Source organism: Acrocarpospora corrugata (assembly GCF_009687845.1).
GTDB classification, from domain to species: domain Bacteria; phylum Actinomycetota; class Actinomycetes; order Streptosporangiales; family Streptosporangiaceae; genus Acrocarpospora; species Acrocarpospora corrugata.
In genome coordinates, this window is record NZ_BLAD01000056.1 from 101,622 (window position 1) to 121,020 (window position 19,399).

The 19,399-nt window shown below is 68.1% G+C and carries 16 protein-coding genes; 2 read left to right on the forward strand and 14 right to left on the reverse strand.

All coding sequences use genetic code 11. The annotated features are described in order from the left end of the window. Nucleotides 1-4: 4 nt before the first annotated feature. Together Acor_RS21340 and Acor_RS21345 are read right to left on the reverse strand one after the other, a co-directional pair. Nucleotides 5-913, reverse strand: coding sequence for a lysophospholipid acyltransferase family protein (locus Acor_RS21340; RefSeq protein ID WP_155338468.1), 909 nt, complete (start codon nucleotides 911-913; stop codon nucleotides 5-7). Further along, nucleotides 910-1,644, reverse strand: coding sequence for a GNAT family N-acetyltransferase (locus Acor_RS21345; protein ID WP_218034402.1), 735 nt, complete (start codon nucleotides 1,642-1,644; stop codon nucleotides 910-912). The genes Acor_RS21340 and Acor_RS21345 overlap by 4 nt, the downstream gene beginning before the upstream one ends. A gap of 190 nt (nucleotides 1,645-1,834) precedes the next feature. Here Acor_RS21345 and serB point away from each other — a divergent pair, with 190 nt between their 5' ends. Then, on the forward strand, nucleotides 1,835-3,052 hold the full coding sequence (serB, locus tag Acor_RS21350; protein ID WP_155338470.1) for a phosphoserine phosphatase SerB: 1,218 nt from the start codon (nucleotides 1,835-1,837) through the stop codon (nucleotides 3,050-3,052). 6 nt (nucleotides 3,053-3,058) lie between these two features. Here serB and Acor_RS21355 read toward each other — a convergent pair whose 3' ends face one another. The 5 genes from Acor_RS21355 to Acor_RS21375 all read right to left on the reverse strand — a co-directional run bounded on the left by Acor_RS21355 (nucleotide 3,059) and on the right by Acor_RS21375 (nucleotide 9,341). Further along, a complete protein-coding gene (locus Acor_RS21355) occupies nucleotides 3,059-5,248 on the reverse strand; it encodes an FUSC family protein (RefSeq protein WP_155338471.1) in 2,190 nt (729 codons plus the stop codon). A 5-nt stretch (nucleotides 5,249-5,253) separates the two neighbouring features. Continuing rightward, nucleotides 5,254-5,709 (reverse strand): SixA phosphatase family protein, encoded by a 456-nt coding sequence (locus tag Acor_RS21360; protein WP_155338472.1) that lies wholly within the window; start codon nucleotides 5,707-5,709, stop codon nucleotides 5,254-5,256. A gap of 98 nt (nucleotides 5,710-5,807) precedes the next feature. Next, nucleotides 5,808-8,063 carry a sodium-translocating pyrophosphatase gene (locus Acor_RS21365; RefSeq protein ID WP_422664826.1) on the reverse strand — a complete coding sequence of 752 codons (2,256 nt, stop codon included), beginning with the start codon at nucleotides 8,061-8,063 and terminating at the stop codon, nucleotides 5,808-5,810. Nucleotides 8,064-8,520: 457 nt separating this feature from the next. Then, nucleotides 8,521-8,988 carry an ATP-binding protein gene (locus Acor_RS21370; RefSeq protein ID WP_155338474.1) on the reverse strand — a complete coding sequence of 156 codons (468 nt, stop codon included), beginning with the start codon at nucleotides 8,986-8,988 and terminating at the stop codon, nucleotides 8,521-8,523. Between the two features lie 2 nt (nucleotides 8,989-8,990). After that, complete coding sequence (locus Acor_RS21375; protein ID WP_111171502.1) at nucleotides 8,991-9,341, reverse strand: STAS domain-containing protein; 351 nt, start codon at nucleotides 9,339-9,341, stop codon at nucleotides 8,991-8,993. 157 nt (nucleotides 9,342-9,498) lie between these two features. Here Acor_RS21375 and Acor_RS21380 point away from each other — a divergent pair, with 157 nt between their 5' ends. After that, nucleotides 9,499-11,967 (forward strand): DEAD/DEAH box helicase, encoded by a 2,469-nt coding sequence (locus tag Acor_RS21380; RefSeq protein WP_155338475.1) that lies wholly within the window; start codon nucleotides 9,499-9,501, stop codon nucleotides 11,965-11,967. Here Acor_RS21380 and Acor_RS21385 read toward each other — a convergent pair. From Acor_RS21385 to Acor_RS21410, 7 genes are all read right to left on the reverse strand, one after another. Next, nucleotides 11,877-13,157 (reverse strand): hypothetical protein, encoded by a 1,281-nt coding sequence (locus Acor_RS21385; RefSeq protein ID WP_155338476.1) that lies wholly within the window; start codon nucleotides 13,155-13,157, stop codon nucleotides 11,877-11,879. The genes Acor_RS21380 and Acor_RS21385 overlap by 91 nt on opposite strands. Before the next feature lie 582 nt (nucleotides 13,158-13,739). Continuing rightward, on the reverse strand, nucleotides 13,740-14,105 hold the full coding sequence (locus Acor_RS46345; RefSeq protein WP_155338477.1) for an Rv3654c family TadE-like protein: 366 nt from the start codon (nucleotides 14,103-14,105) through the stop codon (nucleotides 13,740-13,742). Nucleotides 14,106-14,615: 510 nt separating this feature from the next. Next, nucleotides 14,616-15,221 (reverse strand): TadE family type IV pilus minor pilin, encoded by a 606-nt coding sequence (locus Acor_RS45905; RefSeq protein ID WP_308805676.1) that lies wholly within the window; start codon nucleotides 15,219-15,221, stop codon nucleotides 14,616-14,618. 58 nt (nucleotides 15,222-15,279) lie between these two features. Beyond that, nucleotides 15,280-16,098, reverse strand: a complete 819-nt coding sequence (locus Acor_RS45910) for a DUF4244 domain-containing protein (RefSeq protein ID WP_155338478.1) — start codon at nucleotides 16,096-16,098, stop codon at nucleotides 15,280-15,282. 608 nt (nucleotides 16,099-16,706) lie between these two features. Then, a complete protein-coding gene (locus Acor_RS45915; protein WP_155338479.1) occupies nucleotides 16,707-17,513 on the reverse strand; it encodes a type II secretion system F family protein in 807 nt (268 codons plus the stop codon). Nucleotides 17,514-18,013: 500 nt separating this feature from the next. Further along, nucleotides 18,014-18,703, reverse strand: coding sequence for a type II secretion system F family protein (locus Acor_RS21405; protein ID WP_155338480.1), 690 nt, complete (start codon nucleotides 18,701-18,703; stop codon nucleotides 18,014-18,016). A gap of 93 nt (nucleotides 18,704-18,796) precedes the next feature. Continuing rightward, nucleotides 18,797-19,273, reverse strand: coding sequence for a hypothetical protein (locus Acor_RS21410; protein ID WP_155338481.1), 477 nt, complete (start codon nucleotides 19,271-19,273; stop codon nucleotides 18,797-18,799). Between the last annotated feature and the right edge of the window lie 126 nt (nucleotides 19,274-19,399).

The window sequence follows — 19,399 nt, forward strand, 5'->3', positions numbered from 1 at the left end:
CAGATTAGGCGATCATGCGGCCTTGGTGCGCTCCCTCCGGCTTTCCGATCAATCCGGTACGGACCTGCGCTTCCGCGACCGACGCGAGCGCCTTCCTGGCCTCGTGGGGGCGTCCGGAGGGCGACAGCCGTACCGGGGGGAAGAGGGTGACGGTCACGGTCATGTCCTTGGTCGACGTCACCCGCAGGATCGACCCGACCAGCGTGTCACCGCCGACATAACAGGCGCGGGCCGAGGTGGTGGCCTGTTCCCGGTAGTGGATGGTGGCCGGGCGGACGGCGGCCTGCGCGTCCAGTGCGGCCTGGAACACCGCAGGACGGAACGGCCCCATCTCCCCGCCGCACCAGGTGGTGCCCTCCGGGAACGCGACCACGGTGTCGCCGGCGCGCAACGCCTCCGCGACTCCGTTGACGGCCTCGGGCAGCGCCATCAGCCGATCGCGGTGGATGAACAGCACTCCCGCGCCGCGCGCGAGCGTGCGAATCAGCGGCCACTCCCCGACTTCGCTCTTGGCCAGCGGCCGGCACGGGAAGGTCGCCGCCATGACCAGGGGATCCAGCCACGAAATGTGGTTGGCGACCAGCAGCGTGCCCTTCCCGGACGGCACGGCGCTCAGCACGGGCGCACCGGCCAGGAAGGCGAAGCCGCGGTTCGCGTGGACCTTGACGCCGAGCGCCCTGAGCAGGAGCCGGGCCCAGTTCTGGGTGATCCTGGCCCGGGTGTCCGGCCCGAAACGATGCGAAACCATGGCGATCGGAACGCCGCCGAGAAGCACCGCGGCGGCGCCCACGATCCTGGCCATCCGGCGCAGCGGCGAGGCCACCGCCAGCGCGGGGTTGACGCACGTGGACGGCTGGCACGGGGCCAGCGGCTGCCACGCGGTGACCGACGGCGGGATGAAGGTGATGGTCACGGCTCGCCCAGGAAGTGCCGAAGGTAACGGGTGTCCACGTTCGCGAGGGAGAGCAGCACGAAGAAGTCGGCCGTGCCGAACTCGGGGTCGTGCGCGGGCGGGCCGCACACCCAGCCGCCCAGCCGCAGGTAGCCGCGCAGCAGCGACGGCATCACGAACCGCTCCGGCGCGCTGCCACCGGCCCAGGGCCGATGCGGGAGCACCCGGTACTCCTCCGGCCCGAGTTCGATCCGCTCGACCACCCCGGCCGCGGCGACGCCCCCGTCGTCCAGCGCCACCGAGCAGCACCCGGCCAGCCACGAGTAGCCGCCGGCCACCATGTAGTGCGCGATCCCCGCCCACATCAGCGCCATGACCGCGCCGGCCCGGTGATCCTTGTGCACGCAGGTCCGGCCCACCTCGACCAGCCCGCTCCGGATGGCGGCCAGCTTGCCGAGATCGAACTCGGTGTCGGAGTAGAGCCGCTCGGTCCGTCCCGGCGGCAGCAGCCGGTAGGTCCCGACGACCTCGGATCCGCTCCGCACCAGCAGGTGATCGCAGTACGCGTCGAACCGGTCGACATCGAGCCCCGACACCGGCGAGTCCAGCCGGGCCCCCATCTCCGTGGCGAAAACCTGGTGCCGCAGCCGCTGCGCCGCCTGGACGTCGGCCGCGCTCCTGGCCAGGCTCACGGTGTACCGCCCGCGGGCGTCCGCGAGGTTGATCGTCAACTCTTTGGTTGACGTGATCACGGCTGGACTCACCCGAGCCGTTAGTGATGTGTTGTTTTGCATGGAGACATGACGACATGCGGACATGACGGTCAGTTCTCCGGTTGGCGTTGCGGATGCGTCCGGATGGTGAACCTGATGCGCGGGCGTGAAGCGAGGACCAGTAGCGTTGAGATGTCGTAAGTTCCCCGCTCCTTTTACAGAGATCCGGATGAACCAGCGCACCCTTCTCATCACGCTCACCGGCCCAGACCGGCCAGGCGTCACCTCACGACTTTTCACCGTACTCGCGGGATTCCCCGTCACCGTCGCCGACGTCGAACAGGTGGTGATCCGCAAGCGGCTCACCCTCGGCGTCCTGGTCTCGTACGCGGGCGGCCCCTCGACCGGAACCGGCGGCACCATCGGCGGCCTGTGGACGGCCGTCGAACAGGTCGCCGCCGACCTGGACATGGACCTGGAACTGACCACCGGCACCGAATCGAAGGAGAAGCGCCGCCGGGGCCGCCTGCACATCACCGTGCTCGGCTCACCGCTGCTGCCGTCCGCGATGGCCGGGATAGCCGGCCGGATCGCCGCCAGCGGCGCCAACATCGACCGCATCGAACGGCTCTCCAGCTACCCGGTGACCTGCATCGAGATGGCCGTCTCCGGCGCCGACCCGGTCTCGCTCCGGGTCGAACTGGCGGCTGAGGCCCACCTGCAGCAGGTGGACGTCGCCGTCCAGCGCTGGGGCATCCACCGGCGCGGAAAGCGCCTCATCGTCATGGACGTGGACTCCACCCTGATCCAGGGCGAGGTCATCGAACTGCTGGCCCGCCACGCGGGCAACCTGGAGGAGGTCGCCCGGGTCACCGAAGAGGCGATGCGCGGCGAACTGGACTTCACCGAATCCCTGACCCGCCGGGTCGCCCTCCTGGAGGGTCTCCCGGAGGAGGTCTTCGAGAAGGTCACCAAGGAGGTGCTTCTCACGCCCGGCGCGCGGACGCTGGTCCGGACGCTCAAACGGCTGGACTACCGTTTCGCGATCGTCAGCGGCGGCTTCACCCAGATCACCGACAGTCTGGTGGCCGATCTGGGCATCGACTACTCGGCCGCCAACACCCTGGAGGTCATCGACGGCCGGCTGACCGGCCGCGTCATCGGCGAGGTCATCGACCGCCCCGGCAAGGCCAGGGCGCTGGAACGTTTCGCCCTGCAGTCCGGCATCCCGCTCAGCCAGACGGTGGCCATCGGCGACGGCGCCAACGACCTCGACATGCTCGCCACCGCCGGCCTGGGTATCGCCTTCAACGCCAAGCCGGTGGTCCGCCGGGCCGCCGACACCGCGGTCACCGTCCCGTACCTGGACTCGATCCTCTACCTGCTCGGCATCTCCCGCGAGGAGGTGGAGGCCGCCGACGCCGAAGACGGCCTCACCGAGTCCTAAGCCGCCCTACCGGGATCCGCCCGAGCTCGCCGTGGTCACTAATCGGGCGGATCCCGCGTTCAGTTCTCGCAGGGCGTGGTCGGTGGCGGCGGCGTGCAGCAGGGCGCGGCGCACGTGCGTGCGGGAGTCGGCCGGATCGGCGGCGAGTTCGTCCAGCCGCCGGTCGGCGAGTCTGCCCAGCCAGCCGCCCAGCTCGGCCAGGCGGCTGTCCACCTCCCCGCCCGACTGATAGGGCTCGCCCGTTCTGACGGCCTCGGCCCCGGCTTCCAGGCGGTCCGCGACGGCGTCGAGCACGGTCGGCGCGGGCCCGACCTCGCCGGGGTCCTCGCGCAGCACGGTGGTCACGGTCATCAGGTCGTCCCGGATCCTTCGAGCGGTGTCCAAGACCTCGTCCACGTACGGCGGCGGCTCGGCGCCCGGTTCGTGCGCCATGTAATCGGCCGACAGTGCGACGGCCTCCGCCCCCCGCGCGGCCTGGTGAATCCGCTCAACGGCCTCGCGCTCCGGCCGTTCGCGGCGGCTCACCTCGGCCACCGCCCGGCTGGCCGCCGCGTGGGACTCCAGCAGCCGGGCCACCCGTTCGGCCACCCGGACCGCCTCGCCGCGCGGCCAGAGCAGCCGCGTGCACGCCAGCGCGACCAGCGCGCCGAGCACGGTGAGGACCACGCGTTCGGTGGCCGCGTCCGGCGACAGCGGCGTCTGGAAGTCGACCAGCAGAAGCACGCACGTGGTCATGAACGTCACCCAGTACGCGTAGTGCACGGCGACCAGCCCGAACGCGAGGGCGGCCACCACGGCGACCATCGCCACCCTGACCCATTCGCCGGGCGCGATCAGCAGGACCAGCGCCGCCGCCATGCCGCCGATCACGCTCCCCAGGATCCGCGCCCAGACCTTCGAGAGCGTCTCGCCATAGGTCGGTTGGATCGTCAGCAGGACGGTCAGGGCGAGCCACTGGGCGTGCGGCGGATGGAAGGCCACGATCGCGACGCAGGCGACCACGGTGCCGAGGGCGGCGCGCAGGCTGTGCCGGACCTCGGGATCGTCGAGAACCGCCCGAGGCGTGAGCCGGCCGTGCCATGCGAATCGCCGGGCGTGTTCACCCGCCGGATCAAGAGGCCGCATCTCCGGCTCGGCCCAGCCAGGCGGCGTGTCCGACGCGGCTCGACCAGGCGGCGATTCCGGTTCGTCGTCCTTTCGGATACCGCGCCATTCGGGCAGATTCGGCATCACGATCAGCGTGTGGGTGAGCGTTCGCGCGGCCGGGCGGGCGACGGCGACGGCCTCGCGGATGCGGTCGGCGACGTGGCCGATCTGGCGGAGCAGCACCAGGCCGAGCAGTTCCCGCTCGTCGCCGGGGCGCTCGCCGCGCAGCGAATCCACCCGGGCGCTGAAATCGACCGGCTCGGCCTCCTTGTCCGAGTGGAACGACTCTCTGACCGAGGCCGCCAGCGACTCCAGCAGGTCAGGCAGGCCCACCCGGTCGGGCGCTATCTCGCGGATGACCGCCTCGTGGAGGTCGTGCAGGGCCACGGCCTCGTAGAAGACGCGCCGCAGGGCGGCGGTGATCTGTTCGGCCTCGCGGGAGCGGCGTTCCCAGCGGTGGCGGGCGCACGCCGTACGAGCCTGGTGGAGGGTGGATGCGACGCGGACCCGCTGGGATTCCCAGGAGTCCGACCCGGTCCGCTCGATCAGGACGGCGAGCTCCTCGGTGGCCTCGCCGAGGGTGGTGGAGAGCGGGCGGGTGCGGCGCCACGGCCACGGCAACGTGATCATCGTGGCCGCCAGCAGGCCGCCCAGCAGCTCCAGCCCCAGATGCTCGAACGGCGCGACCGGCACCGGATTGGCGGCCGTGATCAGCAGGGCCATGGCCGCCGTCGGGCCGACCATCGGCACCAGGATCCCCAGCCCGGCGACCACCGGGGCGATCGGGATCAGCAGCCACGGCTGGTCGGTCACCACCATGCCGAGCACCGTACCCAAGGCCAACGACAAAACCCCGGCCAGCATCGACAGCGCCCGCACCCCCGGCGGGTCGGCGTTGGCCCGCACCGCGACCAGCCAGGCCCCGATCGCGACCACCCCCGCCGCCACAGGATGCCCGGCGGCCACCCCGATGACCAGCGGAATCACCACGGCGGTCGCGGTCACCAGGCCGTGGCCGACCGCCAGCCCGCTGTCGTCGAATCTGGCCACGATCGTCAGGGCCGGTGGGAGTCCACCAGTGTCCCGGTGCCGGAGTCGATCTCCGACCAGGGCCCGGGCAGCTCGATCACCGCGAACGCCCCGGGCGGGAAGGTGTCCACCTGGTCACCGGCCAGGCCGATCACCAGCTCGTGCACGCTCGGATTGTGGCCGACCAGCACCAGCGTGCCCACGTCCGGCCCGACCTGGCGGAGCAGGACGAGCAGCTCGTCGGCGTAGGCCTCGTAGATGTCCCGATCCAGTTCGAGTGGCGCGGCCAGCCCGAGCAGCTCGGCGGTCTCCTTGGTCCGCTTGGACGCGGAGGACAGGATGAGGTCGGGCTTGAGCGGGCCGATCAGCACACCGGCCTCGCGCGCGTTGCGCTGCCCCCGATTGGTCAGCCCGCGCTCGAAGTCCAGCACCCCGGGGATGTGCTCCGCCTTCGCGTGCCGCAGCACGATCAACGTCTTCATGGCACGCAACGCTCTTCCATGCCCAGATTCTATGAACATGGTGTGGATACGCGTGAGGGTCCCCCGCCTCGGCGGAGGACCCTCGGCGAACCACGGAATCAGCCGGCGACCGGCTCCAGCTCTTCCTTGCTGTTGTCGGACGCCTCCATGCCGCCGGAGCGGCGCTTCGACACCACGATCGCGCCGACCACGACGATCACCGCCAGCGCGGTGATCCCGAACCGGAGCAGCGTGTTGTCCGCGGTCACCACGACGGCGGGCGCGATCAGCAGCGCGACCAGGTTCATCACCTTGATCAGCGGGTTGATGGCCGGGCCCGCGGTGTCCTTGAACGGGTCACCCACGGTGTCGCCGATGATGGTCGCCTCGTGCGCCTGGGAGCCCTTGCCCCCGTGGTGCCCGTCCTCGACCAGCTTCTTGGCGTTGTCCCAGGCGCCGCCCGAGTTGGACAGGAACACCGCCATCAGCGTGCCGGACGCGATCGCGCCGGCCAGGTACGCGCCCAGCGGGGCGTAGCCCAGCGCGAAACCGACCGCGATCGGGGTCAGCACGGCGAGCAGGCCGGGAGTGGCCAGCTCGCGGAGCGAGTCCTTGGTGCAGATGTCCACGACCCGGCCGTAGTCGGGCAGTTCGGTGCCGTCCATGATGCCCGGCTTGGTACGGAACTGGTTCCGTACCTCGAACACCACCCGCATCGCCGCCCGGCCGACCGCGGAGATCGCCAGCCCGGAGAACAGGAACACCACCGCCGCGCCGATGATCAGACCGACCAGCACGTTGGGCGCGTCCACGCTCAGGCTGAAGCTCTGGAAACTGCCCAGAGCGGCCTTCACGCTGTCCGAAGCCGCGGCCAGCTGGGCCTCGACGGCGGTGCGGAACGAGCCGAACAGCGCCGTCGCGGCCAGCACCGCGGTCGCGATGGCGATGCCCTTGGTGATCGCCTTGGTGGTGTTGCCGACCGCGTCCAGCGAGGTCAGCACCTGCGCGCCCTCGCCCTCGACGTCGCCGGACATCTCCGCGATGCCCTGCGCGTTGTCGGAGACCGGGCCGAAAGTGTCCATCGACACGATCACGCCGACCGTGGTCAGCAGGCCGGTCCCGGCCAGCGCCACCGCGAACAGCGCCACGGTCACGTTGCCGAAGCCCAGCAGGAACGCGCCGTACACGGCCGCGCCGATCAGCAGCGCCGAGTACACGGCCGACTCCAGACCGACCGAGATACCCGCCAGGATGACGGTCGCCGGGCCGGTACGGGACGCCTCGCCGATGTCCTTCACCGGACGACGGTTGGTCTCGGTGAAGTAGCCGGTGAGGATCTGGATCGCACTGGCCAGCACCAGACCGATCAGCACCGCGCCGATCGCGATGATCCGCGGGTCGGCGGTGATCGCCTGGACGGCGGGCGCGGCCGAGGTCAGCTCGGCGAAGGAGGCGGGCAGGTACGCGTACGCGGCACCGGCCACCAGCACCGCGGAGATCCCGGCCGAGATGAAGAAGCCCCGGTTGATCGCGGCCATCGCGTTCCGGTCGCCCGGACGGGGCGAGGTGACGAAGATGCCGATGATCGCGGTGATCACACCGATCATCGGGACGATCAGCGGGAACACCAGGCCCTCGGTGCCGAACGCCGCCTTGCCCAGGATCAGCGAGGCGACCAGCATGACCGCGTACGACTCGAACAGGTCGGCCGCCATGCCGGCGCAGTCGCCAACGTTGTCGCCCACGTTGTCGGCGATGGTGGCGGCGTTGCGCGGGTCGTCCTCGGGGATGCCCTGCTCGACCTTGCCGACCAGGTCGGCGCCGACGTCGGCGGCCTTGGTGAAGATGCCGCCGCCGACTCGCATGAACATGGCGAGCAGCGCGGCGCCGAAGCCGAAGCCTTCGAGCACGCTCGGGGCGTCGCCCTTGTAGACGAACACCACGATCGCCGCGCCCAGCAGACCGAGCCCGACGGTGAACATACCGGCCACACCGCCGGTCCTGAACGCGATCCGCATCGCGGTCTTCTCGCCCGCTTCCCGGGCGGCGGCGGCGACGCGCACGTTGCCGCGCACCGCCAGCCACATCCCGATGAACCCGGTCAGCGCGGAAAAGACCGCGCCGACCACGAAGAAGACGCTGCGCCCGATCTGCACGCTCGTCGACTCCGCGGGGAGCAGCAGCAGCAGGAAGGGGATAAGAATCACAAAGACGGCAAGCGTCCGGAACTGCCGCGTCAGGTAAGCGGCAGCCCCTTCCTGTACGGCTTTCGCGATGTTCTGCATACGTTCTGTGCCCTGGGGCGCGGCCAGCACCTCGCGCACGAGGCCGCCGGCTACGGCCAGCGCGATCATAGCCACGGCGGCCACCACGATCACGATCGTGAGATGGGAACCGCTCAGGGATACCGCTGCGTCATTGCCAGCGGCGAGATAGGCAGACAATTCCGTCCTCCTCGGCCAGACGGGTAGTTTCTGCCCGGGAGGCGCAGCCTCACAGTGTCTTCAGCGTGCCCCATCGCGAGCGGGGGCTTCAGCGGCGCACTTCCGGGTGGTTGGCAGTGCCGCTTCCGGTTGCAATCCGCAATACCTTGGCCGGTGCGGGGAGTCTACGCAGCCTGTCGGCGGATATGAAGGCCCTGGGGCCCGCTAATTAGGGGCGCGTCCAGTAAGGACGGGTTGCACCCCCACCCAAACAGGCCGTTTGGCTGCCTGTCACCAGATGTCCATCCGGTTACGGACAGAACTTGTTCCGGGCTTCGGACGACCAGAATTGGGTGGAGGAGAGATTCGGCCAGTCCCAAACTAGGTTGTGGGACTCAGCGGATCATGGTCAGCGGGCCGGGACCCCGTTGGGAGTGGCGGCCGGCCAACTCATCCGGATCCGCACCCCCGTCGGACCGGGAGAGACCTCGACATCGTCGGCAAGGCCGGCGATGACCGCGATACCTAAACCCGGCATCTCGGGAACTATCCCGAACATCCAGTCGGCCGACGTGCCAGCGGCAACCAGGCCGTTGGCCGTACCGGTCGAAGATTGAATATCGTCGTTCGGGGCGGAGTCGGTGACCGTCACCTCGAAACGCCCCGAATCATCCCGGATCTCGATCCGGATCGGCTCCCCCGGGCAGTGGACGCGATGTGCCTCAACTGCCCGGGAGCACGCCTCTCCGACGGCGAGCCGCACTTCGTCCAGCAACGCCTCGGCCACCCCCGTACGGCGCGCGATGGCCGTAGCGACCAACCGCGCCGTGCGCACATGAGCCGGCAACGCGCTGAACGTCAGCTCGACGGTGGCCATGACTACTTGTCTCGGCCGTGGGCTTCCTTGGCCTCATCCACGGAGGCGTAGATCCCGAAGACCTTGGTAAGCCCGGTGATCCGGAAGATCTTCAGGATGCGCTCCTGCGTGCAGACGAGTTCCAGGGAGCCATCGTGCGCCCGCACCCGCTTGAGCCCGCCGACCAGGACACCGAGTCCGGTCGAGTCGAGGAAGTCCACTTTCTCCATGTTCACGAGAAGGTGGAAGTTGCCCTTGTTCACCAAGTCGATGAGCAGCTCACGCAATCTGGGCGCGGTGTAGACGTCGATCTCACCCTCGACCTCGACAATGGTGAGACGGTCCTCGGTACGGTGGTCCAACTTCAGATCCACAGATCCTCCAGCGCCTTGCCTGCGTAGGTCCGATGCAGATCGTGCATCCTAGGAAAACACGATCCTGACGCGCGGCATTCAACCACGCTACGCCTCAGTGTCTATACGAAATCCCGACTCCGGGCGACTCTCCCCGCAGATGCCATGGTGGAAACCAATGAATCGGTCCTCTTCACCCGCTCACCCGAACAGGCGTGCGTCAGGCCGGAGCGGACCACTCCTGGAGCGCTTGCTGATGACCTCGGCACGGCACGGGAGAGTCACTCATGTGGAGCATGTTCCAGCACGTCAGGCTGGTCAAGCCCAGTGGCCGGATTGGGTCCCCGACGCGGTGCGGGAGCGGCTGGAGGGACAGGGAGTGACCGGCCTCTGGCCGCACCAGTTCGCCGCCGCCGAGCATGTTTCCCGTGGCCAAAACGTGATCATTTCCACTGGGACCGCCTCAGGAAAATCTCTGGCCTATCTGGTCCCGGCGGTCACCGGCATCCTGTCCGGCGCCACCGTTCTCTACCTCACCCCGACCAAGGCGCTCGCCGCCGACCAGCTCCGCGCCCTCTCGGCGCTCTCCCTCGATCAGGTACGCCCCGCGACCTTCGACGGCGACACCCCGATGGAAGAACGCGCCTGGATCCGCCGCCACGCCAACTATGTCCTGACAAATCCGGACATGCTCCATCGGTCGATGTTGCCGCGGCATGCGGCTTGGACGTCGTTCTGGCGGCGGTTGTCGTTAGTGATCGTGGATGAGTGTCATGGGTATCGGGGGGTGTTCGGGTCGCATGTGGCGCAGATCTTGCGGCGGTTGCGGCGGGTGGCGGCGAAATATGGTGCCCGGCCGGTGTTTTTCCTCGCTTCGGCCACTGCCAGCGAGCCCGGGACGACGGGGATGCGCCTGACGGGCCTTGAGATGGCCGAGGTGACGCTTGATGCCTCTCCGCGAGGAGCAACTACCATCGCGCTCTGGGAGCCGCCTCTGACCGATCTGCGGGGCGAGGGGGGCGCACCGGTCCGGCGCACGGCCACCGCCGAAGCGGCTGACCTCCTCGCCGACCTCGTCCTCGATGGCGTACGGACTCTCGCGTTCGTACGCTCACGCCGAGCGGCTGAGACGGTGGCCCTATCCGCCCGAAGTCACCTCCACGACACCGAACTCGCGCTCGGCGTGCACGCGCGGCCGTCCCGGGCCGGGATGTCCACGCCCGTGTTGCCCGAGTTGCGGCTGGCGGACAAGGTGGCGGCCTACCGGGCCGGGTACCTGGCCGAGGACCGGCGGCTGCTGGAGAAGGCGCTGCGGTCGGGTGAGCTGCTCGGGGTGGCGACCACGAACGCGCTGGAGCTCGGGGTGGACGTGTCCGGGCTGGACGCGGTGCTGATCGCCGGGTGGCCCGGGACGCGGGCGTCGTTGTGGCAGCAGGCGGGGCGGGCGGGACGGGACGGCCAGGACGCGCTGGCGGTGCTGATCGCGCGGGACGATCCGCTGGACACGTATCTGGTGCACCATCCGGAGGCGCTGTTCGGGCATCCGGTGGAGGCGACCGTCCTCGATCCGGACAACCCGTATGTACTGGCTCCACACTTGTGCGCGGCCGCGTCCGAAATCCCCCTCTCGGAGGAGGACTACCTCATTTTCGGTCCTGCCGCATTGGGGGTTCTGGATGAGTTGGTGGCGCGGGGGTTGCTGCGGCGGCGGACGACGGGGTGGTTCTGGACGAGCCGGGATCGGGCCGTCGATCTGGCGGACATCCGGGGGTCGGGCGGGTCGCCGGTGCAGATCGTCGAATCCGGGACCGGGCGGCTGCTCGGGACCGTGGACGAGGCGTCCGCGCACGGGACCGTGCACACGGGGGCGGTGCACATCCATCGCGGGGACACGTACGTGGTGGATGAGTTCGACCTCGAAGCCGGCGTCGCCCTGGTGTCGGCCGCGCAGCCCGATTACTCGACGTTCGCCCGGGACATCACCGATATCCGCGTCATCGAGTCGCTGCGGTCGCGGGTGCTCGGGCCCGGCGAGCTCCATTTCGGGTCGGTGGAGGTGACCCGGCAGGTCGTCTCGTACCTCAAACGCCGCACCCAGACCGGTGAAGTCCTCGGCGACGATCCCCTCGACCTGCCGCCGCGGACCCTCCGTACCCGCGCGGTCTGGTGGACCCTCCCCAACTCCGCCCTGGCGGAGATCGACCCGCGAACCGACCTGGGCGGCGCCGCGCACGCGGCCGAGCACGCCGCGATCGGCCTGCTCCCCCTGTTCGCCACCTGCGACCGCTGGGACATCGGCGGCGTCTCCACCGAACTCCACCCCGACACCGGCCTCCTCACCGTCTTCGTGTACGACGGCCACGACGGCGGCGCCGGCTTCGCGGAACGCGGCTACGCCCACGCCGCCGACTGGCTCACCGCCACCCGCGACGCCATCGCCTCCTGCGAATGCGACCGAGGCTGCCCGTCCTGCATCCAGTCCCCCAAATGCGGCAACGGCAACGAGCCTTTGGACAAAGCAGGCGCCCTACGCCTCCTGGGCATCCTGCTCGCGCCCTACATCGAATCCTCAGAGGCCCCAGGCGGCAGCGATAACTGGCCCGACTCCGACCTGTCGCCCTCCGACTCGATCACCCGAGTGACATAGGGCCGGAGCAACGGCACATCCTGCGTCTCAGCCTCAGCGGTATCTATTTCAGCCACCGGCGCCTCCGCCACCGCGAAAATCACCACCGGCCGCCGACCCACAGCGCCCATCGAACCGACGCCGCCCCTGGGTGGGGAGATCACCCCTCCCGCTCCGCTTCTGGATGGGGAGATCGTCCCTCCCGCGCTTTCCCTTTCGCTGGTACGACGACGCAACCACGCCCCCACATGCCCACCAAGCAGCAACAGAAGCAGACCAATGGCGATATAGATCCCATAGGTGAGCCCATCCCCAAAAGCGGATGAACGTTCGATCGCCTCCGGCTCGGCTACGGTGGGCGGGGTCGCACCACTTCCGTCCGCCACTTCCGGCAGATCGAATTCACTCTTGTCTTCAATCTTGTCCGCCTTCGGCAGCTCGGGAAACTCCGACGCCACGACCTCACGCTGTTTCGCCTGCGGCTCCTTGGCCGCGTTCTTGTCGGGGAGAACCGGAAATTCCTCCACGTCACCGCCGGCGGACCTGCTCGGCGAAGGCTTGACCGCAGCTGGCGCCTTCACATAGGTCACCGCAGAATTCCCCGACCCGACAATCCCGCCAGCGCCGTCCCCCCGAAACGCCTTAACCGAAAACCCCAACTCCTTCCCCGCCGCCGTTCCAGGAACCGCGAACACCGCCTGACAACGCCCCCCAGAACAAGCATCCGCCACGACAAGAGTCCCGACCTCGTCCCCCGAATCGGTGGAAACCGCATAAGACCTCAGATCGGATTCCACCCCCTTGTCCCAGCTCACTACCACTTTCTTGCCTTGCATCTCCGCCATCACCCCACCCGGCGAAGCCGGCGGCCGCCGTACCACGAACGTGTGCTCAGCCCCCTCCCCGACCCCCTTGACCGTGAGCCTGGCCGAGTAGACCCCGTTACCCGCGGAATCCTGCAACCCCACATTGACCTGAATAGACGCCCGCCCCAGACAAAGCGTCGAAATCCGCTCGGTCTTACTCCCCAGCACGTCCCCCGAGGGCCCCAGAACAGAGAGCGTCCCCTCACAGACATTCTCGATATGCGCAGCCGCACTAATCTCCGACCCCGCCACCACAGCCCCCGCGGCCGGACTGTCAATCCCATTCCCCGCCACCCGCTCACGGGCCTCCACCCGCCCAACGAGCACCGCCAGCACAACCCCCACCACCCCAACACCCCAACAAACAAAACGCGCCCCACGGAAAACGAACCCCCGCACCGATCCCCGGTACACCCGCCGCTCCGCCACCACGACGCATCCCTTCGCCGAGACCCAACCCTCAATCCCACGAACAGAACAAACCAACCCAGAAACGCCCTAAAACCCCTACAACCACAAACCAAGGCCTCCCACACGAGACCCCACAGACCACATCGAACCGAGGGTAAGGGGAACCTTATTTCACAACCCTCACTCTTGGACCCGTTGTCCAAAAAGTCACCATTAACCACACCATCCCAAGCGGTCCACCACATCCAACCCACAGCGGCATATCCGACTTGCCTGATCTGTTACGTCCGGGCCCATCAGCAACTTGCCTGGTCCACTACATCCAACCCACAGCGGCAGCTCCCACTTGCCTGATCCGTTGCGGCCGGCCCATCAGCAACTTGCCTGGTCCGCTACGTCTGACCCACGGTGGCAAGTCCGACTTTCCTGGTCCGACACATCCGGCCCACCAGACCCGACATGCCTGGTCGGTTCGTCCGGTGCGCGGCATCCTGATTCGACCAGCGATGAACGGCATCAAAGACCAGGTATGTCAGCCGGACCCGCCTTGGCACTCGTCGCGAACGTCCGAGTTCCAAGCCCAGGCAACGACACCTCCACCGAAGCCGACACCTCAACAACCCCACCAGCTACAGCACAGGACGCAAGAACCGCCCCATTCACTTCCACAATCCGCCGAGCTCTCCCACAAGCATTCTCCGGATCAGCAAACGCCCACTTCGCCGCCGCCAACGCCCCCAAATCAGCCGCCAACCTCGCCCGATTCCAAGCCACCCTCCCCACCCCAACCTGCACCCCCACAACCGCCACCACCCAAACCAACGCCATCCCAACCACAACCCAAACCGTCCCCGCTCCCCGCTCCCTCAGCACCACCCTCACCCGTCCCCTCGTCCTCCCTCTATCCGCTGTCCCCCCTCCTCACCACGCCACTCTGATCCCTTTCACTCGCCACATCGCTCCTTCGCTGACCCCTCCCGTCTACTCGCCAGTCGTTTCATCCCCTTGCTCACCGCTCCCGCCTCCTTCGCCGGCTTCCGCCTCTTTCGCCAGCCGCTTCCCCTCCATCGGTCGCCGGTTAGTAGTCAGCCATCGGCGCTCGGGCCGTGGCATAACGCCGGTCCCCGAGGGGGTTCGCCGGCTGAGGATCGAGCGGGCTCAGTTGTCCAAAAGGGCGGCGCGCCCAAGCCTCACGAACCTCAGATCAGATCCAAAATGAGCCTCAGACCAGCACTCACATCGCGACGGTGCTGATCCACGGCGGCCGACGCAACCGGCACGAGGCTGGCCTATCCAGCCTCGTCGTCGCTCCTCAGAGTTCGTGAAGGCGATGATCACGGCCGCCGCTTCCGTTGAGGCTCATGCTGTGATGAGGCACACCCCGCTCCCGACCTACGGGGTCACACCTGGTTCCGTCTCGGAGGAAGCCGTCGCCGAAACCGTGACCGGTGGAACGATCAGGCCCGTGACAGGCCTGACCGTCGCTGACACTTCGACCTTTGCGAGTTCGCCGTCAACTCTGACCCTGACCTGCGCTCCATCCGGGGCCGACCTGAGCACGATCCCGCGAACCGTGTCAGCGCTCTCACCGCGGGCCGCGGCCCGAGCACCCGCCCGAGCCGCGTCCACACACTCCAGCTGCGCGCAAGCCACCGCCACTGCCCACAGCGCACCCCCAAGAACAACCACCAGCGCCGGCAGCGCCACAGCAATCTCCGCAGTGACCGACCCAACCTCACCCCGACGCCGAAACCGACCTACACAGCCCCACAGACCACAAACCCCACGCAACCGAGCGCCAATGCAACCCAGCTTCTCCGTCCGACCCACCCGAACAAGCTCCCCACCCGAACAGCAAGGACCAGCAGCCCTGCCCAAACAACGCCGCGGTTCCCGACCCGTGCCTCCCGCGGGTTTCCTACCTCCTGCCCTCCGCAGGTTCCCCACCTCGTGCCTTCCGCGGGTTCCCCACCTCGTGCCTCTCACAGATGCCCGCACTTCATGTCTCCCGTCGGGTTCCCGACGTGATGTCTCCCCGTCGGGGTCCCGACATCGTTCAGCCCGCCAGGCTGAGCGCTTTCTGGACGAGCGAAGCGAGCATCTCCTGCACCTCGCCCGAGGTGACCACCTTGAAGAGCAAGGCAGCGAACCCGCACGCCGCGATCGTCCCCACCGCGTACTCCGCGGTGGACATCCCGGCCTCCCTTCGAGCCCCGGCGACAAACGTCCACTGGACGCCCAGTCGCCGTGCCCGATCCACAACTTCGAGCGTCCGCTCCCTACCCCACGAGTGCTTCCGCGCCGACCGTGCACCAGCCCGCTCAGCCGCCTGCCCGACCCATGCCTGACGACTCGGCGCCACCGGAGTTCCCGAGTGGACCAGCGTTAGAACAGCGCGTGGGGCGTCGACGCCTGCCGACGCATCCGACGCACCCGAGGCACCCGAGGCACCCTCACAGGGAACGGAACGTTCCAAAGTGATACGACCTGCGAAAAAGTCTGAGTCGGTCGGAGCGGCGAGGCAGTCTGAGTCGGCCCGGCCTACGAGGCGAAGCGGGCTTACTGAGCAGGGCGGTGGCACTGCGGCGAGCCTTGACGTGGGTGCGGCCGCCGGGGGCGTTGGGAGCGGTGGAGTTGGTCGTGCGGGGGCGTTTTCCAACCTGGGGGATCCGGTTGAGCCGACGATGATCAGGGAGTCGGTCAGGGTCGATGGTCTTGGGCGGACGAATGTCGATCGGCTGGCGGTGGCGATCGGGTTGGCGGGATAGGGAGGGGTGGGGCAGAGGCGAAGGTGGCGGGGTGAGGGTGAGGTGGTGGGGTGGGAGTGCTGGAGCGGCTGGGCGCCCTGGGTGCGCTCACTGGTCCACACGCGCATCTGGTCCTCCTACAAGCCCGGGACGGACCCTCCGCCCGAAGCCACCCTCAGAGTGCACCGCGAGCAACCCTTCCCGCTCGACCCGAACTCCGTTCTGTGGATAACCGAAAGCCTGTGGATAACTACCCAATCAAATCAACCAGCAGCTAAGCCAACCCGTACACCTGCGGACATCCAGTTATCCACAGCTGTGGAAAAAGTCATCCACAAGCCCCTGAGAGACCTAGCATCCGCTAAGCATCACCTTCTGGTAAGCCCTCATGTGGCCCGGAGGAAAGATTCCCGTCGCCCAACAGACCTGGTGTCGGCCAGGCCGCTAGATCGATACGCCAAGGCGACGGAACGATCGGGCTGGGCCAGCTCGTGATCACGCTGCTCTGGGTGGCCAAGGACCTGCGGACCATGGGGCCAGGACCCGGACCAGGGGGTCAGGGACCCAGGCCGGTGGATAGGACCGGGCCGGGTGGACAGGATCCGGGCCAGGGAGCCAGGGGGTGGCCGGCATTGGCCAGTGGGACGACTTCGGAGATCAAACCGGATCGCGTGGCAGGGACCCCGGTCAGCCGGATCGCGTGGCAGGGACCCGGGTCAGGGAGTGTGGCCAGATGTTATGGGCTGAGGACCTGCCTTGCCAGGCCTGCGACCACGGGGATGATGCCGAGGAAGACGAAGGCGGGAAGGAAGCACAGGCCGAGGGGGGCCACTGCTTGGACTCCGACTTTTCGGGCTGCGGCGGAGGAGGCGGAGCGGGTGGTGTGGCGGGCGTCGTTGGCGAGGCGGGTGAGGACGTCGGCTACGGGTGCTCCGCTGTCTACTGCTCTGGACATTGTGCGGGCCAAGGGGGCCAGGGGGCGTTCTTCGGCTAGGGCTGACCATGCGGTGGAAGGGTCGGCACCGAGTCGCATTTGGGCGCCAACCCAGGACAGGCGTTCGCCGAGTGGTCCGCCCACAGCCTTTGCGGCTGCTTCGGCGGCGGCGCTTAGGGGCTGGCCTGCGCGAAGGCAGGCGACCATGAGGTCGGCCGCGAACGGGAGGTCCGCGATCAAGCGTTCGCGGCGGCGTCTGATGGCGGCTGGTTCTCTTCTGCGGATCAGGGCGATTACGGCGGTGGCTGCCAAAGCCGCTGCGATCAATCCTGGTAGTCCGCCCACGATCAGATACGTCAGAACTGCCGTGGGGCCGGCAGTTAGGACGCCCGCTCGGAGCTGCGTTGCCGCGTGATCAGCTTCGCCGCCGTCTTTGCCGCCAGCGGCTGGTTGGGCGAGATCGCTGGGAAGAGGGTGGGCCAAGTCAGCAGTGACGTGTTCGGTGCGCGCTCGCTTTCGCACTTCCAGCAGACGATCAAGAGGGACCTTCCGTGTGGGCCAGATCCAGACTGAAAGGGCAGCTAGCCCTGCGCCCATGAGGATGAGCATCAAACCTCCGTCCTAGGTGAACCCTGCCTGAATCAATGTGTGGACTGTCTGCCGAAGCCGTGGGCTACCCGACCTGCCGAACCGGTGGAGACGACCGATGAGCGAACCGCGCCCGTGCGGAGTCAGTGCAAACTCGTGGGCGAACTACCTGCCCGGCCCAATGGACCGAATCTGGCAATCTGGGGCCGGACCGCTTGAAACTGATCCGAGATCGGTCGGTCGCTGGGCAGGCGGCAACAAACCTCGGGCTGTTCGATGTGACTCCTGGCCCCCGATTCTCAGCTCTGAACGAGTCCCCTATAGGGGCAACTCGGGCTCCTCACGGAATGAGCGAGTCGCCAGGCTGCTCGCCGTTATCCGGCGCCGTTTACGCAGGTGACGGTCCCCGCCGCACCGGCGCCAAAGAGGGCCCCTCTGCCCTCTGTTGGTGTCTGTTGGTGTCTGCTGGTGTCTGCTGGTGTCTGCTGGTGTCTGCTGGCGGCCTTAGTGAACTTGCTGGGTTAAGTGCCTGCGGCCTCGGCTTGGCGGACTAGGCGGTTGGTCCACCAGAGGCCGGTTGCGTCGAGGGTTAGGCCGATGGCTAGGCAGGCGAAGCCGGCTGGGGTGCCGAATAGGAAGGGGAAGGGTTGCATGCCCAGGCCCCCAGCCATCAGGAGGCCCAGGGCCGGTAGGAAGGCTAGAAGGCGGGCGGTGGCGCGAGGGCCGGCGAGTTGGGCGAAGACGTCTTGGCGGTGTGCTTCGGCTTCGCGGAGGGATGAGCCGGTGCGTTCGATGAGGGAGGCGAGGCCGCCGCCTACGGTGACGCTGACTTGCCAGCAGGAGGCGAGGCGGATGAGGCCCTCGCCCCCGGCGGGGGGAGCAGCTCTGCGAAGGGCTGCGGCGATGTCGCCGCCGTCGCGTGCGGCTGCTGCTACCGGGTTCAGTGCGGCTGGGTCTGGGACTTCGATTGAAGAGATCGCCCGAGCCAGCGCGTCGCCGGGGGTTCGGCCGGCGGTCAGTTCGGCCACGATGCCTTGGCAGAGTTCGATCGAGGCTGACCGCCATGCTGCGGCCTCCTTTCCGGGGCGAGTCCGCCGGAACCAGAGACGGCGGGGTATCCACCGGTCGGGAGAACCTCCCAGGAGAACCAGCACTCTGGCCGAAGCCGCCGTCGGGCCGAACCACAACCATCCCGCCAATCCTCCGAGCATCACAGCGATCAAACCCAATGAAAGACTCCTCGAATCTGTTGACGGGATGGAGGGCTGACGTTCTCTCGCGAGCGCCTTCGACGAGAGCGTCTGTCATCGGGCCCCGACCGACTCCGCTCGCACGATCACGATCGCCACCGATCCGGCCGTGAGGATCACAGCGACAGTCAGGCGGACGGAGCCGAACCAGCTGGGCAGGAGCCGGAAGTCGGATGTGCGCATGTCTTCCGCCTGCCGTGCTTTCTGGGAGCAGCACGCCTGCCCCTCACCCTCGACGCCGACGTCAACATGACCAGCAGGTCGACCACGGCCGCCCGCAGCAGCCAGCGCATCCGCATCCGGTCGATGCCGATCGCTGTCACGTAGCGCCGAGAGTCGGTCGACGGCCTCGACCGACTCGTTGGCTCTGTCGGGGCCAAACCAGGGACTCTTGCTCGTACCGAATAGCTGGTCCTGCGATGCAGCCCGGTCCAGGGATTTGGGCTGGTCGGGGGATTTGCTGGTCAGGGTATGCCTGGGCAGCAGGGCTTTCTTGTTGGTCCCGCGGGGAAGCCAGGGGTTCTTGCTCATACCGAGTAGCCGGTCCTGCGATGCAGCCCGGTCCAGGGATTTGGGCTGGTCGGGGGATTTGCTGGTCAGGGTATGTCTGGGCAGTGGGCTTTCAGGGTGGGGAGGGCTGGGCCTGGTGTGGGGGTG

Excerpts from the sequence above, each read along its gene's own strand:
- serB (WP_155338470.1), top strand. The coding sequence starts at position 1,835 with ATGAACCAGCGCACCCTTCTCATCACGCTCACCGGCCCAGACCGGCCA.
- Acor_RS21360 (WP_155338472.1), bottom strand. The coding sequence starts at position 5,709 with ATGAAGACGTTGATCGTGCTGCGGCACGCGAAGGCGGAGCACATCCCC.
- Acor_RS21370 (WP_155338474.1), bottom strand. The coding sequence starts at position 8,988 with ATGGCCACCGTCGAGCTGACGTTCAGCGCGTTGCCGGCTCATGTGCGC.
- Acor_RS21380 (WP_155338475.1), top strand. The coding sequence starts at position 9,499 with ATGAATCGGTCCTCTTCACCCGCTCACCCGAACAGGCGTGCGTCAGGC.
- Acor_RS45910 (WP_155338478.1), bottom strand. The coding sequence starts at position 16,098 with ATGCGCGTGTGGACCAGTGAGCGCACCCAGGGCGCCCAGCCGCTCCAG.
- Acor_RS45915 (WP_155338479.1), bottom strand. The coding sequence starts at position 17,513 with ATGCTCATCCTCATGGGCGCAGGGCTAGCTGCCCTTTCAGTCTGGATC.
- Acor_RS21405 (WP_155338480.1), bottom strand. The coding sequence starts at position 18,703 with ATGCTCGGAGGATTGGCGGGATGGTTGTGGTTCGGCCCGACGGCGGCT.
- Acor_RS21410 (WP_155338481.1), bottom strand. The coding sequence starts at position 19,273 with ATGAGCAAGAACCCCTGGCTTCCCCGCGGGACCAACAAGAAAGCCCTG.